Here is a 19,073-nt window from a genome sequence, read left to right as displayed (position 1 = left end):
CGGCAATCTGAACCGCTGGCAAGGCAAGGGCGCTTGACGCGAGGCTGGGGGCGGGCTTGAGAACGGGGAATGAGCGCGCTCACCCATCTCGACCGGCTGGAGGCCGAGAGCATCCACATTCTGCGCGAAACGGTGGCCGAAGCGGCGCGGCCGGTGATGCTCTATTCGATCGGCAAGGACAGCGCGGTAATGCTCCACCTTGCGCGCAAGGCCTTTTATCCCGCGCCGCTGCCCTTTCCGCTGATGCATGTCGATACGACGTGGAAGTTCCGCGATATGTATGCGCTGCGCGACAGGGTCGCGGGGGACGATGGCCTTGAACTGATCGTCCACCGCAACCCGGAGGCCGAGGCGAAAGGCATCAACCCGTTCGACCATGGCCCGTTGCACACCGACATGTGGAAAACGGAAGGGTTGCGCCAGGCACTCGACATGTATGGCTTCGACGCGGCGTTCGGCGGCGCCCGGCGCGACGAGGAGAAAAGCCGGGCGAAGGAGCGGATCTTTTCCTTTCGTACCTCAACCCACCGCTGGGACCCGAAGAACCAGCGCCCGGAGCTTTGGGCGCTTTACAATGTCCGCAAGAACAAGGGGGAATCGATGCGCGTCTTCCCTCTGTCCAATTGGACTGAGCTCGATGTCTGGACCTACATCCTGCGCGAAAGGATCGAGATCGTCCCGCTCTATCTCGCGGCCACCCGCCCAGTCGTCGAGCGCGACGGGCAGCTGCTTATGGTCGATGACGACCGCTTCCGACTGAGGGATGGCGAGGCGGTCGAGATGCGCTCGGTACGGTTCCGTACGCTCGGTTGCTACCCGCTGTCGGGCGCGGTCGAAAGCGAGGCGTCGACGATCGAGCAAGTGGTCCAGGAAATGCTGCTGGCGACGACCAGCGAGCGGCAGGGCCGGATCATCGATCGCGACGGCGGCGACGGATCGATGGAAAAGAAGAAGGCGGAGGGCTATTTCTGATGAGCCTTCCGGACACAGACGAACGCCAGCTGATCGCCGCCGACATCAGCGGCTATCTGGAGCGGCAGACCGCCAAGGAGATGCTGCGCTTCATCACCTGCGGCTCGGTCGATGACGGCAAGTCGACGCTGATTGGACGGCTGCTCTACGAGACGCGACAGATTTTCGACGACCAAATGGCGGCGCTCGAAGCCGACAGCCGGAGGGTCGGGACGCAGGGCCGCGGGCTGGACTTCGCGCTGCTGGTAGACGGCCTGACCGCCGAGCGCGAACAGGGCATTACCATCGACGTCGCCTATCGCTTTTTCGCGACCGCCAGGCGCAAGTTCATCGTCGCCGACACCCCGGGGCACGAACAATATACCCGCAACATGGTCACCGGCGCGTCGACGGCCGACCTTGCGCTGCTGCTGGTCGATGCGCGCAAGGGCGTTCTCGAACAGACGCGGCGGCATTCGATTCTGGCGCAACTGGTTGGCATCCGCCGGGTGGTGCTGGCGGTGACCAAGATGGACCTGGTCGATTATGATCAGGCGGCGTTCGATGCGATCGCCGCCGATTATCGCGCCTTCGCGGCGCGCATCGGGGTCGACCAATGGATTGCAATTCCCGTGTCGGGGATCGGCGGAGACAATATCGCGCAACGCGGCAAGGCGATGGGTTGGTACGAGGGTCCGACCCTGCTCGAGCATCTGGAGGCGGTTCCGATCGACAGCCAGTCGGACAGCGGCAAGCCGTTCCGCATGCCGGTGCAATGGGTCAGCCGGCCCGACCAGCATTTTCGCGGCTTTTCGGGCCAGGTGGCGAGCGGCCGGATCGCGCCGGGCGACGAAGTCAGGCTGCTGCCCTCCGGGCGAACGGCGGTTATCGACCGTATCGTGACCGCGGACGGCGACCTGGCCGAGGCGATCGCGGGCCAGTCCATAACCCTGACCCTAGACCGCGAAGCTGACTGTTCGCGGGGCGACGTCATCGCTGCCGCCAGGGACGCGCCCCATGTCGCCGACCAGTTTGAGGCGACAATCGTGTGGATGGCGGACGAACCAATGGTGCCGGGACGCGGCTATTGGCTGAAGCTCGGCACGCGGACGGTGACCGCGACCATCGCCCACCCCAAGCATCAGCTCAACGTCAATACGCTCGAGGAGCTCGCGGCCAAGACGCTCGATCTCAACGCCATCGGGGTGGCCGAAGTTACCACCGACCGGCCGGTCGCCTTCGAACCCTATCGCGACGGGGGACTGGAGGCACCCAACCGGGTACTTGGCGGCTTCATCCTGATCGACAAGCTGACCAATGCGACGGTCGCCGCGGGCATGCTGCATTTCGCGCTGCGTCGGGCCGAGAATATCCATTGGCAGGCGCTTGATGTCAGCCGCGAAACGCACTCCCAGCTCAAGGGACAAAAACCGGCGGTGCTCTGGTTCACTGGCCTCAGTGGCGCGGGGAAGTCGACCATCGCCAATCTCGTCGAGAAAAAGCTCGCGGCCGAGGGGCGTCACACTTTCCTTCTCGACGGCGACAATATCCGCCACGGGCTGAACAAGGACCTTGGCTTTACCGAGGCCGACCGAATCGAGAATATCCGCCGGGTCGGCGAAGTGGCAAAGCTGATGGCCGACGCCGGCCTGATCGTGCTGACCGCCTTCATTTCTCCGTTCCGGGCCGAACGCGACATGGTCCGCGCGATGATCGCCGAGGGCGAGTTTATCGAAATCTTCGTCGACACGCCGTTGGCCGAAGCCGAGCGGCGCGACGTCAAGGGGCTTTACGCCAAGGCGCGGGCCGGCGAGCTGCCTAACTTCACCGGGATCGACAGCCCCTACGAGCCTCCGGAACGACCGGAAATCTGGATCGACACGACCCAGCTCAATGCAGAGGAAGCGGCTGATCGGATCGTCGCGGAACTTGGCCGGAAGCTTGTCTGATCGGTAAGGCCAGAGCGACGGCTATTTGGCGATCCCGCCGGCTTTCATCTCGGCCGGAGTGACGATGCCATCCTTGTCGCTGTCGAGCCGGTCGAAATTGGCCAGCGTAGCCGCGCGATGTTCGATCAGGCTGACCTGCTGGTCGCGGTTGCTATCCATCCGGCCAAGTACCGATTGCGCCCCGGGAATCTGCGGCGCGACGACCAGTTTGATAAATTCCTCGGAGCTGACCTGGCCATTGCGGTCGGTGTCGAGCTGGGCGAACAGCTGCCTGTTGCGGGCCTCGGCCCTGGCGACCGCGGTCAGTCGCTGATACTGTTCAATCTCGACCCGCGTCACCAGGCCGTTCTTGTCGGCATCCATCTTGCGAAATTCGGCGTCCATGTCGGCGATGAACTGGGTTCGCGGAATGGCCGGAGACTGGGCAGCAACCAAGGCAGGGGCCGCAAGGCCGCCAAGCATCAGGGCAAGACGGACCGCCGATGTTTCTGCCGGTGGCATTCCGTCACGCTAACGGCAGTTCGCTCCTAAATCCAGTGGCTTAGAAAGTATAAGCGAGACCAGAGGCGGCGAACCACTGGGTTGCGCTGCCGCGGTCCGACACCATCGGCGAGCGCTTGAAGTCGCCACGGAGCCTTGCAAGGCTCGCGATGCCGAAAATCGACCAGCCTTTGGTAAGGTCCCCCGACAATGCATAATTGCCGAGCAGGCCGATCTTGATGTTCTTCATACCGCCATCGGCATCATAAGGCGCAAGGCCGCTGGCCAGCGCATCGGTGGGTGAGATTGAGAAATAATAATCAGCGTAACGGTTGCCGACGAAATCGGCCGAAAGACTGGCACTTGCGAAAAAGCGCCGGGACAGCGGGGTGGCAAAAATGAGGTTGGGGGTGACAACCGTTGATCGGTGCGCCTCTCCGACGTCCTTGACGACGTCGAGCCGTACGCTGAGCGAGTCATAGGGGTTGGTCAGACCCCTGAAGGCGACGCCGGCGAATCCGCCCACCTCGATCGCCGTCTTCCGGTCGGGGAGCAGCTTAACGACATCATCCTTGATCTTTCCGGTGCGGTTCAGCCGGACCCCGGCGATCGGGCCGAGAAGCAGGTCGACCTTGTCTCCGGAAGGGATGACATCGACATAAAGATATGTGGCGTTGGTGCTGATCTCGATCCCCGACACCCGGGCGCGCAACGCGGCGGCGGGAATCAGGCGATAATCGCTCGACCCTTCATAGTCGGGGGTTAGGCCGACACCCGCAGCAAGCTGCCAATAATCCGAATTATCGGCGGGATCGGGAAGCGGCTGCGCATCCTGCGCAAAAGCAGGTTGAGCCAGCGTCAGGGCCGCGAGCGCGGCGCCGAGGATGCGAACCATAAATTCCCCCTTCCAGTTCGTCGACCGGCGGGAAGGCCAGGGATCAGCGTCCGCCCGATGACCGAGCTCGAAACTTAGTCGCCCTGCCCGGGTTCCGGCGAGAAATACTTATCATACTTGCCCTCCTCGCCCTTATGCTCGTCGGCATCGGCGGGGGTCTGATCATTCTTGCGTGTGACGTTCGGCCATTGCGCCGAAAAGGTGGCGTTCAGTTCGAGGAACTTCTCCAGCCCGCCTTCGGTGTCGGGCAGGATCGCCTCGGCGGGGCATTCAGGCTCGCACACGCCGCAGTCGATACATTCGTTGGGGTTGATGACGAGCATATTCTCGCCCTCATAGAAACAATCGACCGGACAGACCTCGACGCAGTCCATATATTTGCAGCGAATACAGGCGTCGGTGACGACGTAGGTCATGGTCAAAGCTCCCTTGTGTGGCGCCGTCGCTAGGTCCAGCGCGAAGCGCCGTCAATTGCCTGTGCCTTCCTGCGAGACGTTCGCATTGTCGCCGCCAAGTTCCTCATAACAGGCCCGCGCTTCCCCGGGCGGGCCGCGGCGCGCTGGCATTGCGAGCACCCGAAGGATACGGACCCGTCCGTTCAACGGCAAGGCGATGACCGAGCCGACGCGAACATCCTCGGCGATCTTGGTCACCCGGTGTCCGTCGATCCTCACCCGACCCTGCGCGATCAGCGCCTGGGCGAGCGTCCGACTCTTGAGCAGTCGGATGAAGAACAGGTAGCGGTCGAGGCGCATGACCCCCTAACGCTTGAGGCCCGCCAGCGCCGCGAAGGCATTGCCGGGCCGGGGGGCTCGCGGCGCGCCGCGACGGGAACGGCGCTGGCCGCGCCAAGCCCAGGCTTCGCCGGCGCGGACGAAGCCGACTTCTGCCATCAGGTGGCGGACGCTCGCCTCATCAAGCCCCAGGCTGGTGGCCAGCGCATGGTCGATCGGATCGTCGCCGCCATGCTGGCGAACATGATGGGCATGGGTCGCCAGCCGGTCGGCGAGGTCGATCCGCAGCCAATGCTGGCCAAGCCGGCGGAAGGCGAGCGCCGCGCCGCGCGAGTCGGCGCCTCCATCGAGAGTCGCTGCAGAAGGCTGCGGCATGCGCGGCATCGGCTGGCCCGAGCGGACCGCGAGCAGGGCGGCGCGCCAGTGCTGGGCACCGGGCTTGAGCAGGGCCTGGCTATAGACGTCGAGGGCGCCAAGCCGGACCCGCAGCCGGTGCAGCGCATGGCGATCGGTCTTGTCGAGCTGACCGATCTGCGCGGCAATGGAGCGCCGGGGCAGCAGGCCCCCCGAATCGACCAGCATTGCTGCCAGCGCGCGCACACCCGGCGATGTGCGAGGATCGGCGGCAGTAGCCGCCAGTTGGCGAAGCGCGGGCAGGTGTCGGCTAAGCTGACTGTCGACCCACTGTTCCATCCGGGCGCGAAGCCGGGCCCGCTTATCGGCGGAAAGACGGTCCAGGGGCCGCGCGGTGCGAACTGCCGGTTCAAGCAGCGAGCGGCCGGGGGCAAGCCGGGCGAGGACATGTCCGTCCCAGCCGATTGCCAGGCCGCCCGCTTCCTCGATCAGCCGGAATTCGCTGTCCGACGCTTCGCACAATTTGGCTGCGCGGCGGTCGAGCTCTTCGCCTAGCCGGCGCTCCGCCGCTGCAAGAAGCAAGCGCTTGTCGGCAAGCCGCGCCAACGGATCTACGCGAAACTCAAAACCGGCCAGATGGCCGATCGGTTCGGGGCCGACGCTGACCTCCCCGTCGGCGGCGACCGTGACGGGAAGCGCGTCGGCGCCATGCGCTCCGATATCGCGGACTAGCACCGCGGTGCGACGGTCGACGAAGCGCTGCGTCAACCGTTCGTGCAGCGCATCACTTAGCCGGGCCTCGACCGTGCGGGTACGCTCGGCCCATTTTGCCGGGTCGGCAAGCCAGTCGACCCGCTGGGCGATATAGGCCCAGCTGCGAATGCCGGCGAGCCGGTCGGCCAGGGCTTCGATGTCGCCATTGACGTTGTCGAGCCGCGCGACCTCCGCGGCGAACCATTCGTGAGGGATATGGCCGCCCTCACCGATATAAGAGAAGAGACGCCGGACCATCCGGGCGTGATGCATCGGCCCGACCTTGCGGAAATCGGGCAAGCCACACACCGCCCACAGCTTGCGCGCCCTGGCGCCGGCGGTAGCGCAAATTGCTGGATCCTCGGCGAGCAGCTTGAGTACGGCTAGGTCGATGGACAGCGGCGCGGGACGGAGCAGCGGGTCGTCGCTGCGCGCCTCGAGGCTGCCGATCAGATGGGCGACGGTGGTGTAATCGAGATCGGCGCTTCGCCAGTAAAGGCTATCTAGCGGACGAAACCGATGCTCCTCGATCGCGCTGACTTCTTCGTCGCTGAAGCCCGGCCCGGCATCGCCGCCCAGGCCGAGCGTGCCGAAGCTGCCGTCGCGCTGGTGGCGGCCCGCGCGCCCAGCGATTTGCGCCATTTCGGCAATAGTCAGGCGCCGGTCGCGACGCCCGTCGAATTTCTCGAGGCCAGCGAAGGCGACATGGGTGACGTCCATGTTGAGACCCATGCCGATGGCATCAGTGGCGACGAGATAATCGACCTCGCCGCGCTGAAACATCGCGACTTGCGCGTTGCGGGTGGACGGCGACAGAGCGCCCATCACGACCGCGGCGCCGCCCTTGAAGCGCCGCAGCATCTCTGCCAGCGCATAGACCTGCTCGGCCGAGAAGGCGACGACCGCGCTGCGCGGGGGAAGTCGACTCAACTTGGTCGCGCCGGCATAGCGAAGCGTGGAGAAGCGCGGGCGGCTGACGATCTCCGCCTCGGGCAACAGCTTGCGGACCAGCGGCCTCAGAGTGTCGGACCCGAGGATCAGCGTTTCCTCGCGGCCGCGCGCGCGGAGCATCCGGTCGGTGAAGACATGACCCCGCTCTGGATCGATCCCAAGCTGCGCCTCGTCGATCGCGGCGAAGGCGAAATCGGATGGCAGCGGACCTTCGCTCGGTCGATCGCTGCGTCCGGTCCGTACGGGCATCGATTCGACGGTGCACAGCACATAGCGCGCGCCGGGCGGCACGATCCGTTCTTCGCCGGTGATCAGCGCCACCTGCCGCTCGCCCTTCAGCTTGACGACCCGGTCATAGACTTCGCGAGCCAGCAGCCGCAGCGGGAAGCCGATGACGCCCGACGAATGCGCGCACATCCGCTCGATCGCCAAGAAGGTCTTGCCGGTGTTGGTCGGACCCAGGATGGCCCGGACTAAGCCGTCGCGAGGGGCGGACATATGCATATTGTTGGCACGACGGGCGCGGAGCGCAAGGCTGGTTGCGCCGAGCCGTGTGCGTTTATCCGAACTTAACTAATTTTAACCATGAGTCGGGGTCCAAAGTCTCTGAAAGGGCCAAGTCTTGCTCGACATGCCGGCGCATCTGCGGACCCGCCGCGGCCTCGCCGCTGGCACCGCAACCGTGCCGGGTTTCGGCCGCCGTCGGCCGCGCTGGCGCGATATCGACCTTATCGTCGACCTGTCCGATGACATGTTCACGCGCCGGTGGTGGCGCGGATTTGCGACCCTGACCGGGCTGTGCGTCGCCGTCGCGCTGATTGCGCCGCAGCCCTTTGAACCCTTGCCCGCGATGGCTACCGACCGGGTCGGGGCCAGCGAGGCTGCCGAGTTTCGGGAAGCGGCGATCGCGCCAATTGCGCGAGGCAGCGGCACCGGCGGACGGATGGCGGCCAATAGGCTGGTGCAGCCGTTGCTGCGGGCGCCCGACCGTCCGGCAATCGAATTATTCGTTCGGCTGGGCAGCGGCGACACGCTTGACCGGCTGCTGGCTCGCAACAGCGCCAACTATGCCGATGCCAGTGAGGCCGCGCGGCTGATCGCTTCAGCTGGCGGGCGCATCGCCCCGGGCACGACCATCGACATCCGGCTTGGGCCGAAACAGCCCGGCGGGACTCGTCCGATCCAGCGCGTCGCGCTGCGGGCCGGCATTGGTCTCGACCTGCTGGTTGGCCGCAGCGGCGACCGCTTGTCGCTGGAGACAAAACGGACCGCGGTGGACCGGACCCCGCTCAGGATCCGCGGTCGGGTCGGCGATGGACTTTACTGGGCACTGCGCAGCGCGGGCGTGTCGCCGCAGGCGGCGAGCGATTATCTCCGGGCGCTCGCGACCCGGATCGACGTGGGCAGCGATGTCGGCCCCAACGACCGGTTCGACCTGGTCATCGCCAATGCGCGCACGGCCGGTGGAGAAAGCCGCGAGGGACCATTGCTTTATGCTGCGGTCGACCGGCTAGGCGGCGGCGCGATCCGACTGGTGAAATGGACCGCCGCCGGGCGAACGGAGTGGGTCGATGCCCAGGGCGAGCGCCAGCGCCAATCGGCCCTGGCTTGGCCGGTTGCGGGGCGGATCACCTCGGGCTTCGGTCTTCGGGTCCACCCGATCTTGCGATTTGCCCGGATGCACCGCGGGATTGATTTTGGCGCGCCCAGCGGTGCGCCGATCGTCGCGGCGGCGGACGGGCAGGTTATCCGCTCGGGCTGGGCAGGCGGTTATGGCCGGCAGATCCGGCTGGCCCATGATGGCGGCCTGTCGACCAGCTACAGCCATCTCAGCCGGCTGGTAGTCGAGGAGGGCAGTTTCGTACGTCAGGGCCAGCTCATTGGCTATGTTGGGTCGAGCGGCCTGTCGACCGGGCCGCACCTCCATTATGAAGTTTATCGTGGCGGCGTCGCGATCAACCCCGTCGGTGTCAGATTCGCCGGCGCAGCGGTGATCGACCCGCGCGAGCAGGATCGCTTCAAGGCCCATGTTGCCCGGCTGATGGCGGTGGGGTCGCCCAGGGGCTGACGGCAATTAAGACCGTCCGGAACGGATGGGGCTGCCAAACCGTTCGCCTTCGCCAGGAGGTGACAAGGATGAACGCAACCGCACGGCTGACTGCTCTGACCCGGCTGGGCTTCGCCGCCCGGGGGATTCTATACATCGTCATTGCCATGCTCTTGCTGCGTGCCGGGCAAAGCGAAGACCCCAGCGGTGCGCTCGATTATCTGGCCAAGGGCGGCGGCCGATTGCTGATGATCGCCATCGCCGCGGGATTCGTCGCTTACGGCATCTGGCGTCTGTCCGACGCGATCTTCAACATCGAAGGTCACCCGGCCGGCAAGAAAGGTGGTCGCCAGCGAATCGGTGCTGCTGCCAGCGGCATCGTCCACCTTGTGCTCGCTTGGCAATCGGTGCGGCTGATCAGGGGTTCGGGGAAGGCCGCGAGCGGCGGGGCGCAGGAGGATGCGCAGGCGGTCCTCGAATTGCCCGGCGGCTGGATCGCGTTGGTCCTGACCGGACTGATCCTCATCGGGGTTGGTGCATATCAGATCCTCAAGGCTCGAAAGGCCGATTTTCTCGATCGACTCGAACCCCAGGTTTCGCACGACCCCCGGGTAAAATGGGCCGGCAGAATCGGCTATGCGGCGCGCGGTCTCATCTTTCTCGTCTGCGGTTATTTCGTCGCCAAGGCGGGCGTGAACGGCCGGGCGGGCGAAGCCGCTGGTATGGAAGAGGCGCTGTCCTGGCTGGATAGACCCTGGGACATGCTGGTCGCCATCGGCCTGCTCGCATTCGGCGCCTATTGTCTGATCGAGGCCCGGTATCGGATCATCCACGGCGTGCCCGTCGGCGCGATCGCCCGCGGCCGGGTTCGGCCGCAACTCCATTAGACCGATGAAGCGGCTGAAAGTGTCGGCAATGTCGCGGGAAATCCGCCCCTACCTCGCCCTGTTTGTGGTGGCGGCGCTGGTCCTGCTGTTCGGGATGATCGCCGAGGAGGTCCTCGAAGGGGACACGCACGAGATAGACCGGCGCCTGCTCTTGTTGTTCCGGGAAACGGGCGATGTGACCAACCTCATCGGCCCCGACTGGTTCGAGGAAGTGGTCCGGGACATCACCGCGCTTGGCAGCTACTCCTTCATCATCATCTTGCTGATCGCCGCGACCGGCTACCTGCTGCTGGTCGGCAAGCGGCGCGTCGCGCTGTTCCTGCTTGTCGCAGAAGCCGGCGGCATGCTTCTCAGCAACCTGCTCAAGACCGGCTTCGACCGGCCGCGCCCCGACCTGGAACATGGCGCGCGAGTTTTCACATCCAGCTTTCCAAGCGGCCATGCGACACTGTCGGCGGTGACCTTCCTGACGCTTGGCGCGCTATTGACCCGGACGACCCCGGACCGTCGCGTGAAACTCTATTTTCTGACCCTCGCCGCGGTCCTGACGATGCTGGTCGGGACCAGCCGCGTCTATTTGGGTGTCCACTACCCCAGCGATGTCGTCGCCGGATGGTGCATCGGATCGGCCTGGGCGGCGCTGTGCTGGGCTGCAGCGCTGTGGCTGCAACGGCATGGGGATGTCGAACGGGCCGACGAAGAGTCGATTCCGCCCAGTTGAGTTCGCGGCCGGCGCTTACTTGCCGTGGCCGCGCCAGCGCTTGACCGTGCGACTGATGATCCCTTCCTCGTCGCCGGTTTCGCGCCAGGCGGCGGCGAAGCTGGGATCGGACGAGGCAGGCCGCTTTTCCGGTTCGAGGTCGTCGAAACGCACGCGGATCGGGATTGCGACGCCCTCTCCGCAAACAATGCATTCGCGGTTGCGCAGCGCCGGGATGGCGTCGAGGAAGCCGCGTGCGCCTTCGGGCATCGCCGCCCGAACACAGGCCTGGTCGCGATCGTTGTTCAGGCGCATCGAGATGATCGTGCCGCACTGCGACAGCACGCCTTCGGCAAGGTCGGACGGCCGCTGCGTGATCAACCCGAGCGACACGCCATATTTACGGCCTTCTTTGGCGATCCTCTCGAGAATCTTGCGCACCGCCTGGCCGCCCGAATTTTCGTCCTTGGGGACATAGCGGTGGGCTTCTTCGCAGACCAGCAGGAGCGGCCGCTGAGCTTCGGTTCGCGACCAGATCGCATAGTCGAATACCATGCGGGCAAGCACGGAAACCACTACGCTGGTAACTTCGGACGGGACGCCGGACACGTCGACGATCGAGATCGGGCGGCCATGGCTGGGCAACCGGAACAGCTTGGCAATGAAGCTGCCCATGGAGTCGTTGACCAACATTCCGGAGAACATGAAGCCATAGCGCGGGTCAGCGCGAAGTTCGTCCAGCTTGTTCTTCAGCCGCTGATAAGGCGTGGTATCGCCTGCACGATCAAGCTTGCCCATTTCCGACACCAGGATCTGCGACAAGTCGGTTAGCAGGTAAGGGATCGGCGAATCGACGGTCAGCTTGCCATATTGTTCGACATTCTTGCCCTTGGTCCGCGCCGCCAGCAGGCACTTGGCGAGGATGTCGGCATCGCGCTGCCGCTCCGAACCCTGCGTAGTGAGCATGACCTCGCAATGCTCTTCGAAATTGAGCAACCAGTAAGGCAATTGGAGATTGTCGACGTTAAAGAGTTCGCCGCAGCTCTTGAACGCGGCCGAGTATTCGCCGTGAGGATCGATCATCACGATATGGCCCTCTGGGCTATATTGCGAAATCCGGTGCAGGATCAGTGCGACCGAAGTCGACTTGCCGGTACCGGTCGATCCCAGCACCGCGAAATGTTTCGAAAGCATCGGGTCGATGTAAAGCGTGCCGCGAATATCGTCGGTCGGATAGACGGTTCCGATTTCGATATGGGGGTCGTCGGCGGCAGCGAAAATGGCGCGCATGTCGGCGGTAGTGACCGGCATGACCTCGCAGCCCGGAATGGGATAGCGGGTCACGCCGCGCCGGAAATTGGCCATTCGGCCGCCCGACGCGGCCTGACCTTCGCCGAGGAAGTCGATCTGGCCGAGTACCTTGCCGTCGCCTCCGGTCTGAAGCGTGCGGATATTGGCGATCAGCCAGGACGATCCGACCAGCATCTTGACCTGGCTGCCGACCTGTCCGGACATGGCGACCGAGGTGTCGCTATGCGATTGCAGCATTTGCAGACGGGAGAAATCCATCCAGATGCGCGAGCCCGAGCCGGCGATTTCCAGCACGCGGCCGATCGGCGGAATCGAAGCTTCCGTACTCGACGACGCGCCCGATCCATCTTCGTCGCTGTAGCTGCTCAGCTCGTCTAGAAACTGCTTCAGGCTCGGTTGGTCGGTCATTCGTCACGCTACCTTCTGCATACTGCGGATAGGCACAGCACGTAGCGGAACGAGGTTAAGATTGGCTTTAGAAGCGGCGGCGGAAAGCGATTGCGGCGCCCCAGCCAAGCCCGAGCGAAAGCAGCACGGAAGCGATGCCGTAAAGAAAGCCGTGTCGCTCCGCAGCAAGCGCAACAAACCGTTCGAATCCCGACTTGCCGATGTCGATCTCGCGTGTTGCCGCGGCAATCACCTTGCCGTCATCGACCAGGAAAGTTTCCGCCGTATAAGTTCCCACGGGGACTTGGCTTGGGATCGAGATGCTGGCCCGGTAGAGCACGCCTTCACTGATCTCGACCCCGGCGGGATGTTCCGCATAAAGGCCTTGGCGTTTGCGAAGGTCCAGCAATCCGGCCTCGAACCGCCGCTCCTTCTCGGGAAGCGCGCCGCCGCCTGGCGACAGCTGAAGGTCCTGAAGGCCAAGTTCGTAAATCGCGGCAGTGCGTTCATCGACAAGGTCCCGAACCGGGGCCGATGACGCAACCGCGTAAAAGCTGGGGGCAGAGCGGAAGCGGTTGGCATCGGCGTTCATCCAGATGCCGGCAATCTTCTGCTTTTCGCGCAGCAAGATCGGTTCGACAGGCCCTTTCAGGACGACGATGACGTCGGCGGGATCGCTTGGCACCCGACCCCCGGGATAGAGGATCGCGCCGAACAGCAGGAGTTGAGCACCGGTGAAGCTGTAGCGGATCTCGATCGATCGCGCGGAGATGTCGGGTACCAGTCGCGGCTGCGATTGCGCCATCAGCAGTGGTGCAAGGACGAGGAGGAAGGCCGACCGCTTCATAGATATTCGATCGAGAAGATTTCGTCGGGCTGCCAGGCCAGGCCGAGCAGCATTCGCAGGGCGACCAGCAGGATGATCCCGGCAAGCGCCAGGCGCAGCAGGTCGGGCTTCAGCCGGGTAGTGAGCATCGCCCCATATTGCGCCCCGACCACGCCGCCGAGCAGCAGCAAGCCCGCCAAGACGATGTCCACGGCTTGGGTGGTCATGGCGTGAACCATTGTCGTTACCGCGCTGACTGCGAGGATCATCACCAGGCTGGTCCCGACGACCACGCGGGCCGCCATGCCGAGCAGGTAGATCATCGCCGGGATAAGGATGAAGCCGCCGCCGATCCCGAGCAGGACGGTCATGACGCCCGCCACGAAACCGAGGATCAACGGGGCCAGCGGCGACACGTAAAGGCCCGAGGAATAGAATCGCCAGCGGCCGGGCAGTCCCGCCACCCAGCGATTGTGGCGAGGACGGGGCTGGGCATCGGAATCGAGCTTGATCCAGCCAAGCGCGACCAGCGCATCCTTAAGCATCAACCCGCCGATCCCACCGAGCAGGATGACATAGAGGGTGCCGATTACCAGGTCGATCTGGCCCGAGGACTGGAGCAGCCGGAACAGGCCGGCACCGGCGATACTGCCAACCGACCCGCCGGCGATCATCACGCCGCCCATCTTGAAGTCGACGCCATCGCGGCGAAGATGGGCGTAGACTCCCGACACCGATGCGCCGGTAATCTGGGTGGTGGCACTGGCCACCGCGACGGTCGGCGGGATACCGTAGAACATGAGCAAAGGCGTGGTAAGAAAGCCGCCGCCGACGCCAAACATTCCCGACAGCAGGCCTACCAGGCCCCCCAGCGCCACGATCAGCAGCGCGTTGACCGACATGCCGGCAATGGGGAGGTAAATGTCCATGGCGCGCGAGGACGCTAGCCGCAAACCGGCGGTAATACCAAGGCAGTCCGCGGCTTTTCTAAAAGTCTCCGCCGATGGTCACTACCGCGACCGATCCTGGCAGAACCGTCCCCGTCATCCGCTGGCGAAGATCGAGATGGACGCCCATCCGCTCGACCCGAAGCGAGGCGCGGTGACCGGCATCGAGGCGATAGAGGCGGGCTGCGCTAACCCGGTCCGCAACAATGCGGCCAGCGGCATAAGCCATCAGGCGCGTTCGAATTGGCTTGAAGGTACGACCCGGTTATTTGGCGGTCACCGAGAGATCGGATGAGGCCCGCATACCCCTCGCCGTCCGTGCGGCGACTTGAAGAAATGCTGCGGGGATGTGAGTGGCGAATTGGAACCGAACGACCCGACGCGCGATTTACCTCATGGTAAGGCAGCGTGCCTTATGTCCGGGGCAGAAGTGAGGAAAGGAGCGTTCCGCGCTGATGCTCGGACCCATGACCCAACGCCTGCAGGCCAGGTCGGCAGCCCTGTTGCTGTCGATCGAAACCTCATTGCCCCGGTTAATGACCGGCTGGTTCGTCATGGCCATGCTGGCCTCGGCGCTTCGAATCGCCCTGTCGCCGATGCCTGCGCCCCCCGCGATGGACACGCTTCTTCCCTACCTCCTGCTGGTGACCGCCCCGCTCATATCGATGGGCCTTGCGCTTCACTGGTTCCGCAACGGCCACCGCCTGCCCCAGCCGGAAATCCGGCTTGCAAAGGTCGGTCGTTGGCGGAACGTCAGCCGGGCCGAGGCCGAACGGCATCCGCTTTATGGAAGTAGCGGGATCATGGTCTCGCTGCTGATTGGCATGCTGCTCAATGTGCCGGTGCGCGCGCTGGAATATTTCGCGGCGATCCCGGCGCTCAGTGGCACGGTGCCGCCCTGGCTGTCGACACTGCACCTGATGATGACACTCGATGTCGTCCTTCTGAGCTCGCTCTACACCATCGCCTTCGTTGCCGCGTTGCGGCGGGTGCCGCTGTTCCCGCGCTTGCTCGTGGCGGTCTGGGCGATCGACCTGGCGATGCAAATGGGCATCGCATCCGCGGTCGCCCAGCAGGGCCTGCCGGGGACCGTCGCCGACGCACTTCATGCGCTGCTCGACGGCAATGCCAAAAAGGTGCTGATCAGCATCGGCCTGTGGCTGCCTTACCTGTTGCTGTCGAAGCGGGTGAACGTGACCTACCGCCACCGGGTCGAGGCCTGATAAAGGCCTTTCGCGACTCGCGTCAGCCCGCGACCGAAAGTCGACGCATAATCACCCGCAAATAGACGGATACATTAGCGCCAGTTAGGCCGCCGGTGCGGGCCCTGGCCCGCGAGTCTGTCCAGAATTGGCACGAAGTCAGGCCCATTAAAACGGTCCTGCGCGACTTGTGCCGGGCGAAAATGGCTGTTTTCCCGTGATTTACCGCACCTGCGAACGCTAGTCGTCGTTAACCTGCGTTAAATGAACATCCTTGACAAAGAGTTAACCGAGGCAGAGGATTTGATCAGTCGAGCGGCCGGGGGGCCGCGGGATTATGCAAGCACGGGGGCCGTTGCAGTCAGTTTTCCCTCGCTAGTGTCAGTCTTGTTCTTCCGTCTCCCCTTCGGCGTGAGGCTCCCTGTCGGTCCTGAGCGGGCGGGGGATTTGTTGAACAAAGTTAGGGGACGGACACATGAAAACCTTCATCAACATGCTTCGCGATGAGTCCGGCGCTTCGGCTGCCGAATATGCGCTCATCCTGGCGATTATCGGTGCGGCGATTGCCCTTGCGGCTGTTGGCCTTTCGGGTGCGATCGCCAACGAGATGGATGATGCCGCTGCGTGCATCGCCGATACCTCGACCTGCACCCCCGCCTAGTCGGGCTGGGCAGCCAGCTTTAGGGCTGGCTGCCCCTTACCTCATGAGCAGGATAAACATCTTCGCACGACTTCTCGCCGATCGGTCGGGTGCGTCAGCTGCAGAATATGCACTGATCCTCGCGATCATCGGTGCCGCCATCGCCATCGCCGCGATCGGGCTTGGCGGAGCGATCGGCAATTCGATGACCGACGCGGCCAACAATATCAGCCAGTAAATTTCCGAAGGACAAAGAAGCCGGGGCGCGGGACCGCCCCACATGCGGGGGACCAGAAGCATGAAACGCCAGACCATTATCGCCCTTGGCGTCGCGATCATTCTAGGACTGGTCGCAGTCCTTCTTGCCAACACCTATCTGACCGGCCGGGAACGGCAGATCGCCCAGACCGACCAGGCCATGGTTCGGGTCGCGGTTGCCTCCCTGCCGTTCGAATTCGGCAGCGAAGTCACGCCCGACAAGGTCAAATTCGTCCAATATCCGGCGGCAAGCCTGCCGCCCGGCGCGTTCAAGTCGCTGCCCGAACTGCTGCCCGCGGGCCAGCGCCGGGTCGCGCTTCGCCCGATTCAGGTCAACCAGCCGCTGCTAGCCGCGGACCTTAGCGGGGAAGGGCAAAACGCCTCGATCGCCGCGCTTCTGCCTGACGGCATGCGCGCGGCCACTGTCCGCATCAATGACGTTTCCGGGGTGGCCGGCTTCGTCAAGGCGAACGACACTGTCGATGTGCTGATCACCCGCGCGGTTGGCGGCACCCAGGGCGCCCAAGGCGGCCAGCAGCAAACCGACGTGCTCCTCCAGAACATTCGCGTCGTGGCCATGGATCAGGACGCGGCGGGTGCCGACGGCAAGCCGGTTGTGTCGCGCACCGCGACTTTGGAAGTCACCCCGGTCGATGCGCAAAAACTGGCGCTGGGCCAGCAGATTGGCCAGCTTAGCCTTGTGCTGCGCAAGCCCGGCGCGGAGCAGAACATTGCCGCGGTGGATACGGTCAGTCTCAGCGACTTGCGCTACAGTTATTACAGTTCACTGCCGCCAGGTGCCTCGACGGCCGCACCGCAGACCGGGGCTCCGACAACCACTGCGGCGCGCCGCGAACGGGTTGCCAAGCTGACCCAGCCGCGCCGCCAGCCGCCGCGACAAAGCGCATCAAGATCGCCGCCGGCAGCACCGAAGACGACGACGATCGAAGTGACCCGGGGAACTGAAACCAAGGATTATGAGGTGGGGGGCTATGACCGCTAGGAACCTTGGGCGGGCCGCGCTGCGCGCCGCCGCCTTCGCAACAATTATCGCTATGCCTGCCAGCTTCGCCCTTCCCGCGGCGGCGCAGGTGATGGTCAGCGAAGCCGATGACATTCGCGCCGGGGAATTGCAGGTCCCGGTCAACAAAAGTCAGGTGCTGCGGGTCGACCGCCCCTACGCCAAGGCCTTGATCGGCAATCCCGAAATCGCCGACGTCCTGCCGCTGTCGGACCAGTCGGTCTATGTGCTCGGCAAGAAGACCGGCACTACCAGCCTGACCCTCTATGACCGGCGAAACATGCTAATCGCGGTGGTCGATGTGGCGGTTGGTCCCGACGTGATCGGCCTGAAGCGCAATCTCGCCGAACTGATGCCGGGCGACCAGGTCGGCGCGCGCATCTCCAACGATTCGATCGTGCTCGAAGGCATCGTCAGCAGCGGCCCCGCCGCGGACCGGGCGGTGCAGCTGGCCGAAACCTATGCCCCCGGCAAGGTCGTCAACCTGCTTGCAATCGGTTCGGCGCAGCAGGTGATGCTCGAGGTCCGCTTTTCCGAAATCAAGCGCGGCGCGCTCAAGGACATCGGGCTTAGCGGCTTTCTTACCGGAAGCGGCAACAACGGGTTCCAGGGCGCCATCGGCGGCGGCGCCAGCCTGACCCCGGGCGAAGACGGCGTCGGCGTGCTGCAACTTGGCTCGATCGTCGACAGCTTCGGGATCCTGTCGCGCATGTTCCGCATCGCCGGCCTCAACATCGACGCGACGCTCAACGCGCTGGAGCGCAAGGGTATCGTCACGACGCTCGCGGAGCCGACGCTGGTCGCACTGTCGGGCGAAACCGCGAGCTTCCTTGCCGGCGGCGAATTCCCAATCCCGGTGGCCCAAGGCACCGGCGGAACTGGCGGTGCCGGCGGTGGCACCGCGCTGACCGTCGAGTTCAAGCCGTTTGGCGTCAGCCTTGCCTTCACGCCGACGGTCCTTGCCGACGGCGTCATCAACATGGAGGTAGCGCCCGAAGTCAGCTCGATCGATCCGTCAAGCTCGGTGATCATCAATAACCTTCGCGTGCCGGGACTCCAGACCCGGCGGGCGCGGACGACAGTCGAGTTGCGCGACGGCGAAAGCTTCGCGCTGGCAGGCCTCATCCGCCGCGACTTCCAGGACACGGTGCGGCAATTCCCAATCCTCGGGTCGATCCCGATCATCGGCACGCTGTTCCGGTCGACCAGCTTCCAGAAGGAAGAGACCGAACTGGTGATCATCGTCACCCCGCGGCTGGTGCGGCCGGTGCGCGCGGGAACGCTGAAGGTGCCGACCGACCGGGCGACCCCGCCCGACGAGGCCGACCTGTTCCTGCTCGGTCGGACCGATGGAGCGGTGGGCGCCAACCCCCTCGCGCCGACCCAGCCTTCGCCGGTGATGCGGCCGATCGGTGAAACCGCGCCGCCCAGCGGCGGGATGGCCGCGCTCGACGTCAACCGCCTCGAAAAGGATTATGGCCATGCGCTCTAGGCTTGCACTGATAGCGGCGGTCCCGGCCCTTGCCGGACTTGCCTCCTGCGCCCCGGTCGACCCCGGCTTCGGCGAAGCGCTGCGCTATGACATGGCGGCGCAGACCATCGATCCCGACCCGGTTTATCCCGAGGATGGCGCCCAGCCAGGATCCAACGGCGAGAAGGCCGCCGCCGCCACCGAAAAATATCGCAAGGGCGAAACCAAGCAATTGAGGATCGAACGGACGGGACAAGGTGTCTCGTCGGGCAGCGGCAGCGGAACATCAGGACCGCAATAAGGATGGAA

At 64.6% G+C, this 19,073-nt stretch carries 20 protein-coding genes; 11 read left to right on the top strand and 9 right to left on the bottom strand.

The window, feature by feature from the left end; translation table 11 throughout:
- The first annotated feature begins 69 nt into the window (after positions 1–69).
- Positions 70–972 carry a sulfate adenylyltransferase subunit CysD gene (gene cysD, locus FMM02_RS05640; RefSeq protein ID WP_147493942.1) on the top strand — a complete coding sequence of 301 codons (903 nt, stop codon included), beginning with the start codon at positions 70–72 and terminating at the stop codon, positions 970–972.
- Complete coding sequence (gene cysN, locus FMM02_RS05635; RefSeq protein ID WP_147493941.1) at positions 972–2,900, top strand: sulfate adenylyltransferase subunit CysN; 1,929 nt, start codon at positions 972–974, stop codon at positions 2,898–2,900. The genes cysD and cysN overlap by 1 nt, the downstream gene beginning before the upstream one ends.
- 21 nt (positions 2,901–2,921) lie before the next feature.
- Here cysN and FMM02_RS05630 read toward each other — a convergent pair whose 3' ends face one another.
- From FMM02_RS05630 to FMM02_RS05610, 5 genes are all read right to left on the bottom strand, one after another.
- A complete protein-coding gene (locus tag FMM02_RS05630) occupies positions 2,922–3,401 on the bottom strand; it encodes an EF-hand domain-containing protein (RefSeq protein WP_147493940.1) in 480 nt (159 codons plus the stop codon).
- A gap of 40 nt (positions 3,402–3,441) precedes the next feature.
- Positions 3,442–4,275 carry a MipA/OmpV family protein gene (locus FMM02_RS05625; protein ID WP_147493939.1) on the bottom strand — a complete coding sequence of 278 codons (834 nt, stop codon included), beginning with the start codon at positions 4,273–4,275 and terminating at the stop codon, positions 3,442–3,444.
- Between the two features lie 74 nt (positions 4,276–4,349).
- On the bottom strand, positions 4,350–4,691 hold the full coding sequence (gene fdxA / locus FMM02_RS05620; protein ID WP_147493938.1) for a ferredoxin FdxA: 342 nt from the start codon (positions 4,689–4,691) through the stop codon (positions 4,350–4,352).
- A gap of 51 nt (positions 4,692–4,742) precedes the next feature.
- Positions 4,743–5,030, bottom strand: a complete 288-nt coding sequence (locus FMM02_RS05615; RefSeq protein ID WP_147493937.1) for an RNA-binding S4 domain-containing protein — start codon at positions 5,028–5,030, stop codon at positions 4,743–4,745.
- Between the two features lie 6 nt (positions 5,031–5,036).
- A complete protein-coding gene (locus FMM02_RS05610) occupies positions 5,037–7,565 on the bottom strand; it encodes a helicase-related protein (RefSeq protein WP_147493936.1) in 2,529 nt (842 codons plus the stop codon).
- A 133-nt stretch (positions 7,566–7,698) separates the two neighbouring features.
- On the opposite strand from FMM02_RS05610, the gene FMM02_RS05605 reads away from it, so the two are divergent.
- The 3 genes from FMM02_RS05605 to FMM02_RS05595 all read left to right on the top strand — a co-directional run bounded on the left by FMM02_RS05605 (position 7,699) and on the right by FMM02_RS05595 (position 10,722).
- A complete protein-coding gene (locus FMM02_RS05605) occupies positions 7,699–9,135 on the top strand; it encodes a M23 family metallopeptidase (protein WP_246104853.1) in 1,437 nt (478 codons plus the stop codon).
- Positions 9,136–9,203: 68 nt separating this feature from the next.
- Positions 9,204–10,001 carry a DUF1206 domain-containing protein gene (locus tag FMM02_RS05600; RefSeq protein ID WP_147493934.1) on the top strand — a complete coding sequence of 266 codons (798 nt, stop codon included), beginning with the start codon at positions 9,204–9,206 and terminating at the stop codon, positions 9,999–10,001.
- Positions 10,002–10,005: 4 nt separating this feature from the next.
- Positions 10,006–10,722 carry a phosphatase PAP2 family protein gene (locus FMM02_RS05595; RefSeq protein WP_187107698.1) on the top strand — a complete coding sequence of 239 codons (717 nt, stop codon included), beginning with the start codon at positions 10,006–10,008 and terminating at the stop codon, positions 10,720–10,722.
- A gap of 15 nt (positions 10,723–10,737) precedes the next feature.
- On the opposite strand, the gene FMM02_RS05590 is transcribed toward FMM02_RS05595, so the two are convergent.
- The 4 genes from FMM02_RS05590 to FMM02_RS05575 all read right to left on the bottom strand — a co-directional run bounded on the left by FMM02_RS05590 (position 10,738) and on the right by FMM02_RS05575 (position 14,401).
- Entirely contained in the window at positions 10,738–12,420 is a 1,683-nt protein-coding gene (locus FMM02_RS05590) for an ATP-binding protein (RefSeq protein ID WP_147493933.1), read from the bottom strand.
- A gap of 67 nt (positions 12,421–12,487) precedes the next feature.
- Positions 12,488–13,246, bottom strand: a complete 759-nt coding sequence (locus FMM02_RS05585) for a TIGR02186 family protein (protein WP_147493932.1) — start codon at positions 13,244–13,246, stop codon at positions 12,488–12,490.
- Positions 13,243–14,154 (bottom strand): sulfite exporter TauE/SafE family protein, encoded by a 912-nt coding sequence (locus FMM02_RS05580; protein WP_147493931.1) that lies wholly within the window; start codon positions 14,152–14,154, stop codon positions 13,243–13,245. Before FMM02_RS05580 ends, FMM02_RS05585 begins: the two co-directional genes overlap by 4 nt.
- Positions 14,155–14,212: 58 nt before the next feature.
- A complete protein-coding gene (locus FMM02_RS05575) occupies positions 14,213–14,401 on the bottom strand; it encodes a hypothetical protein (protein WP_147493930.1) in 189 nt (62 codons plus the stop codon).
- 226 nt (positions 14,402–14,627) lie between these two features.
- Here FMM02_RS05575 and FMM02_RS05570 point away from each other — a divergent pair, with 226 nt between their 5' ends.
- The 6 genes from FMM02_RS05570 (at position 14,628) to FMM02_RS05545 (ending at position 19,065) form a co-directional block, all read left to right on the top strand.
- Positions 14,628–15,395: a DUF2569 domain-containing protein gene (locus FMM02_RS05570; protein WP_147493929.1), complete on the top strand. Its 768-nt coding sequence runs from the start codon at positions 14,628–14,630 to the stop codon at positions 15,393–15,395.
- A gap of 454 nt (positions 15,396–15,849) precedes the next feature.
- Entirely contained in the window at positions 15,850–16,035 is a 186-nt protein-coding gene (locus tag FMM02_RS05565; protein WP_246104838.1) for a Flp family type IVb pilin, read from the top strand.
- A 43-nt stretch (positions 16,036–16,078) separates the two neighbouring features.
- The gene (locus tag FMM02_RS05560; protein ID WP_147493928.1) at positions 16,079–16,252 is read left to right on the top strand and encodes a Flp family type IVb pilin; all 174 of its coding nucleotides are present in this window, start codon (positions 16,079–16,081) and stop codon (positions 16,250–16,252) included.
- 60 nt (positions 16,253–16,312) lie between these two features.
- Positions 16,313–17,275, top strand: coding sequence for a Flp pilus assembly protein CpaB (gene cpaB / locus FMM02_RS05555; protein ID WP_187107860.1), 963 nt, complete (start codon positions 16,313–16,315; stop codon positions 17,273–17,275).
- The gene (locus FMM02_RS05550; protein WP_147493926.1) at positions 17,265–18,785 is read left to right on the top strand and encodes a type II and III secretion system protein family protein; all 1,521 of its coding nucleotides are present in this window, start codon (positions 17,265–17,267) and stop codon (positions 18,783–18,785) included. The genes cpaB and FMM02_RS05550 overlap by 11 nt, the downstream gene beginning before the upstream one ends.
- Positions 18,775–19,065, top strand: a complete 291-nt coding sequence (locus FMM02_RS05545; protein ID WP_187107859.1) for a hypothetical protein — start codon at positions 18,775–18,777, stop codon at positions 19,063–19,065. The genes FMM02_RS05550 and FMM02_RS05545 overlap by 11 nt, the downstream gene beginning before the upstream one ends.
- Positions 19,066–19,073: the final 8 nt, after the last annotated feature.

It is taken from the genome of Sphingomonas xanthus, from assembly GCF_007998985.1.
In the GTDB taxonomy this organism is placed as follows: Bacteria; Pseudomonadota; Alphaproteobacteria; order Sphingomonadales; family Sphingomonadaceae; genus Sphingomicrobium; species Sphingomicrobium xanthum.
The sequence above is the reverse complement of the archived record's forward strand: the minus strand, read 5'-3'. Positions and strand labels throughout refer to the sequence as shown.

Coding starts and splice junctions, on each gene's coding strand:
- FMM02_RS05545 (WP_187107859.1), top strand. CDS start 18,775: ATGCGCTCTAGGCTTGCACTGATAGCGGCGGTCCCGGCCCTTGCCGGA.
- FMM02_RS05625 (WP_147493939.1), bottom strand. CDS start 4,275: ATGGTTCGCATCCTCGGCGCCGCGCTCGCGGCCCTGACGCTGGCTCAA.
- FMM02_RS05595 (WP_187107698.1), top strand. CDS start 10,006: ATGAAGCGGCTGAAAGTGTCGGCAATGTCGCGGGAAATCCGCCCCTAC.
- FMM02_RS05630 (WP_147493940.1), bottom strand. CDS start 3,401: ATGCCACCGGCAGAAACATCGGCGGTCCGTCTTGCCCTGATGCTTGGC.
- FMM02_RS05550 (WP_147493926.1), top strand. CDS start 17,265: ATGACCGCTAGGAACCTTGGGCGGGCCGCGCTGCGCGCCGCCGCCTTC.
- fdxA (WP_147493938.1), bottom strand. CDS start 4,691: ATGACCTACGTCGTCACCGACGCCTGTATTCGCTGCAAATATATGGAC.
- cysN (WP_147493941.1), top strand. CDS start 972: ATGAGCCTTCCGGACACAGACGAACGCCAGCTGATCGCCGCCGACATC.
- FMM02_RS05575 (WP_147493930.1), bottom strand. CDS start 14,401: ATGGCTTATGCCGCTGGCCGCATTGTTGCGGACCGGGTTAGCGCAGCC.
- cpaB (WP_187107860.1), top strand. CDS start 16,313: ATGAAACGCCAGACCATTATCGCCCTTGGCGTCGCGATCATTCTAGGA.
- FMM02_RS05565 (WP_246104838.1), top strand. CDS start 15,850: ATGAAAACCTTCATCAACATGCTTCGCGATGAGTCCGGCGCTTCGGCT.
- cysD (WP_147493942.1), top strand. CDS start 70: ATGAGCGCGCTCACCCATCTCGACCGGCTGGAGGCCGAGAGCATCCAC.
- FMM02_RS05605 (WP_246104853.1), top strand. CDS start 7,699: ATGCCGGCGCATCTGCGGACCCGCCGCGGCCTCGCCGCTGGCACCGCA.
- FMM02_RS05590 (WP_147493933.1), bottom strand. CDS start 12,420: ATGACCGACCAACCGAGCCTGAAGCAGTTTCTAGACGAGCTGAGCAGC.
- FMM02_RS05600 (WP_147493934.1), top strand. CDS start 9,204: ATGAACGCAACCGCACGGCTGACTGCTCTGACCCGGCTGGGCTTCGCC.
- FMM02_RS05580 (WP_147493931.1), bottom strand. CDS start 14,154: ATGGACATTTACCTCCCCATTGCCGGCATGTCGGTCAACGCGCTGCTG.
- FMM02_RS05560 (WP_147493928.1), top strand. CDS start 16,079: ATGAGCAGGATAAACATCTTCGCACGACTTCTCGCCGATCGGTCGGGT.
- FMM02_RS05585 (WP_147493932.1), bottom strand. CDS start 13,246: ATGAAGCGGTCGGCCTTCCTCCTCGTCCTTGCACCACTGCTGATGGCG.
- FMM02_RS05570 (WP_147493929.1), top strand. CDS start 14,628: ATGCTCGGACCCATGACCCAACGCCTGCAGGCCAGGTCGGCAGCCCTG.
- FMM02_RS05615 (WP_147493937.1), bottom strand. CDS start 5,030: ATGCGCCTCGACCGCTACCTGTTCTTCATCCGACTGCTCAAGAGTCGG.
- FMM02_RS05610 (WP_147493936.1), bottom strand. CDS start 7,565: ATGTCCGCCCCTCGCGACGGCTTAGTCCGGGCCATCCTGGGTCCGACC.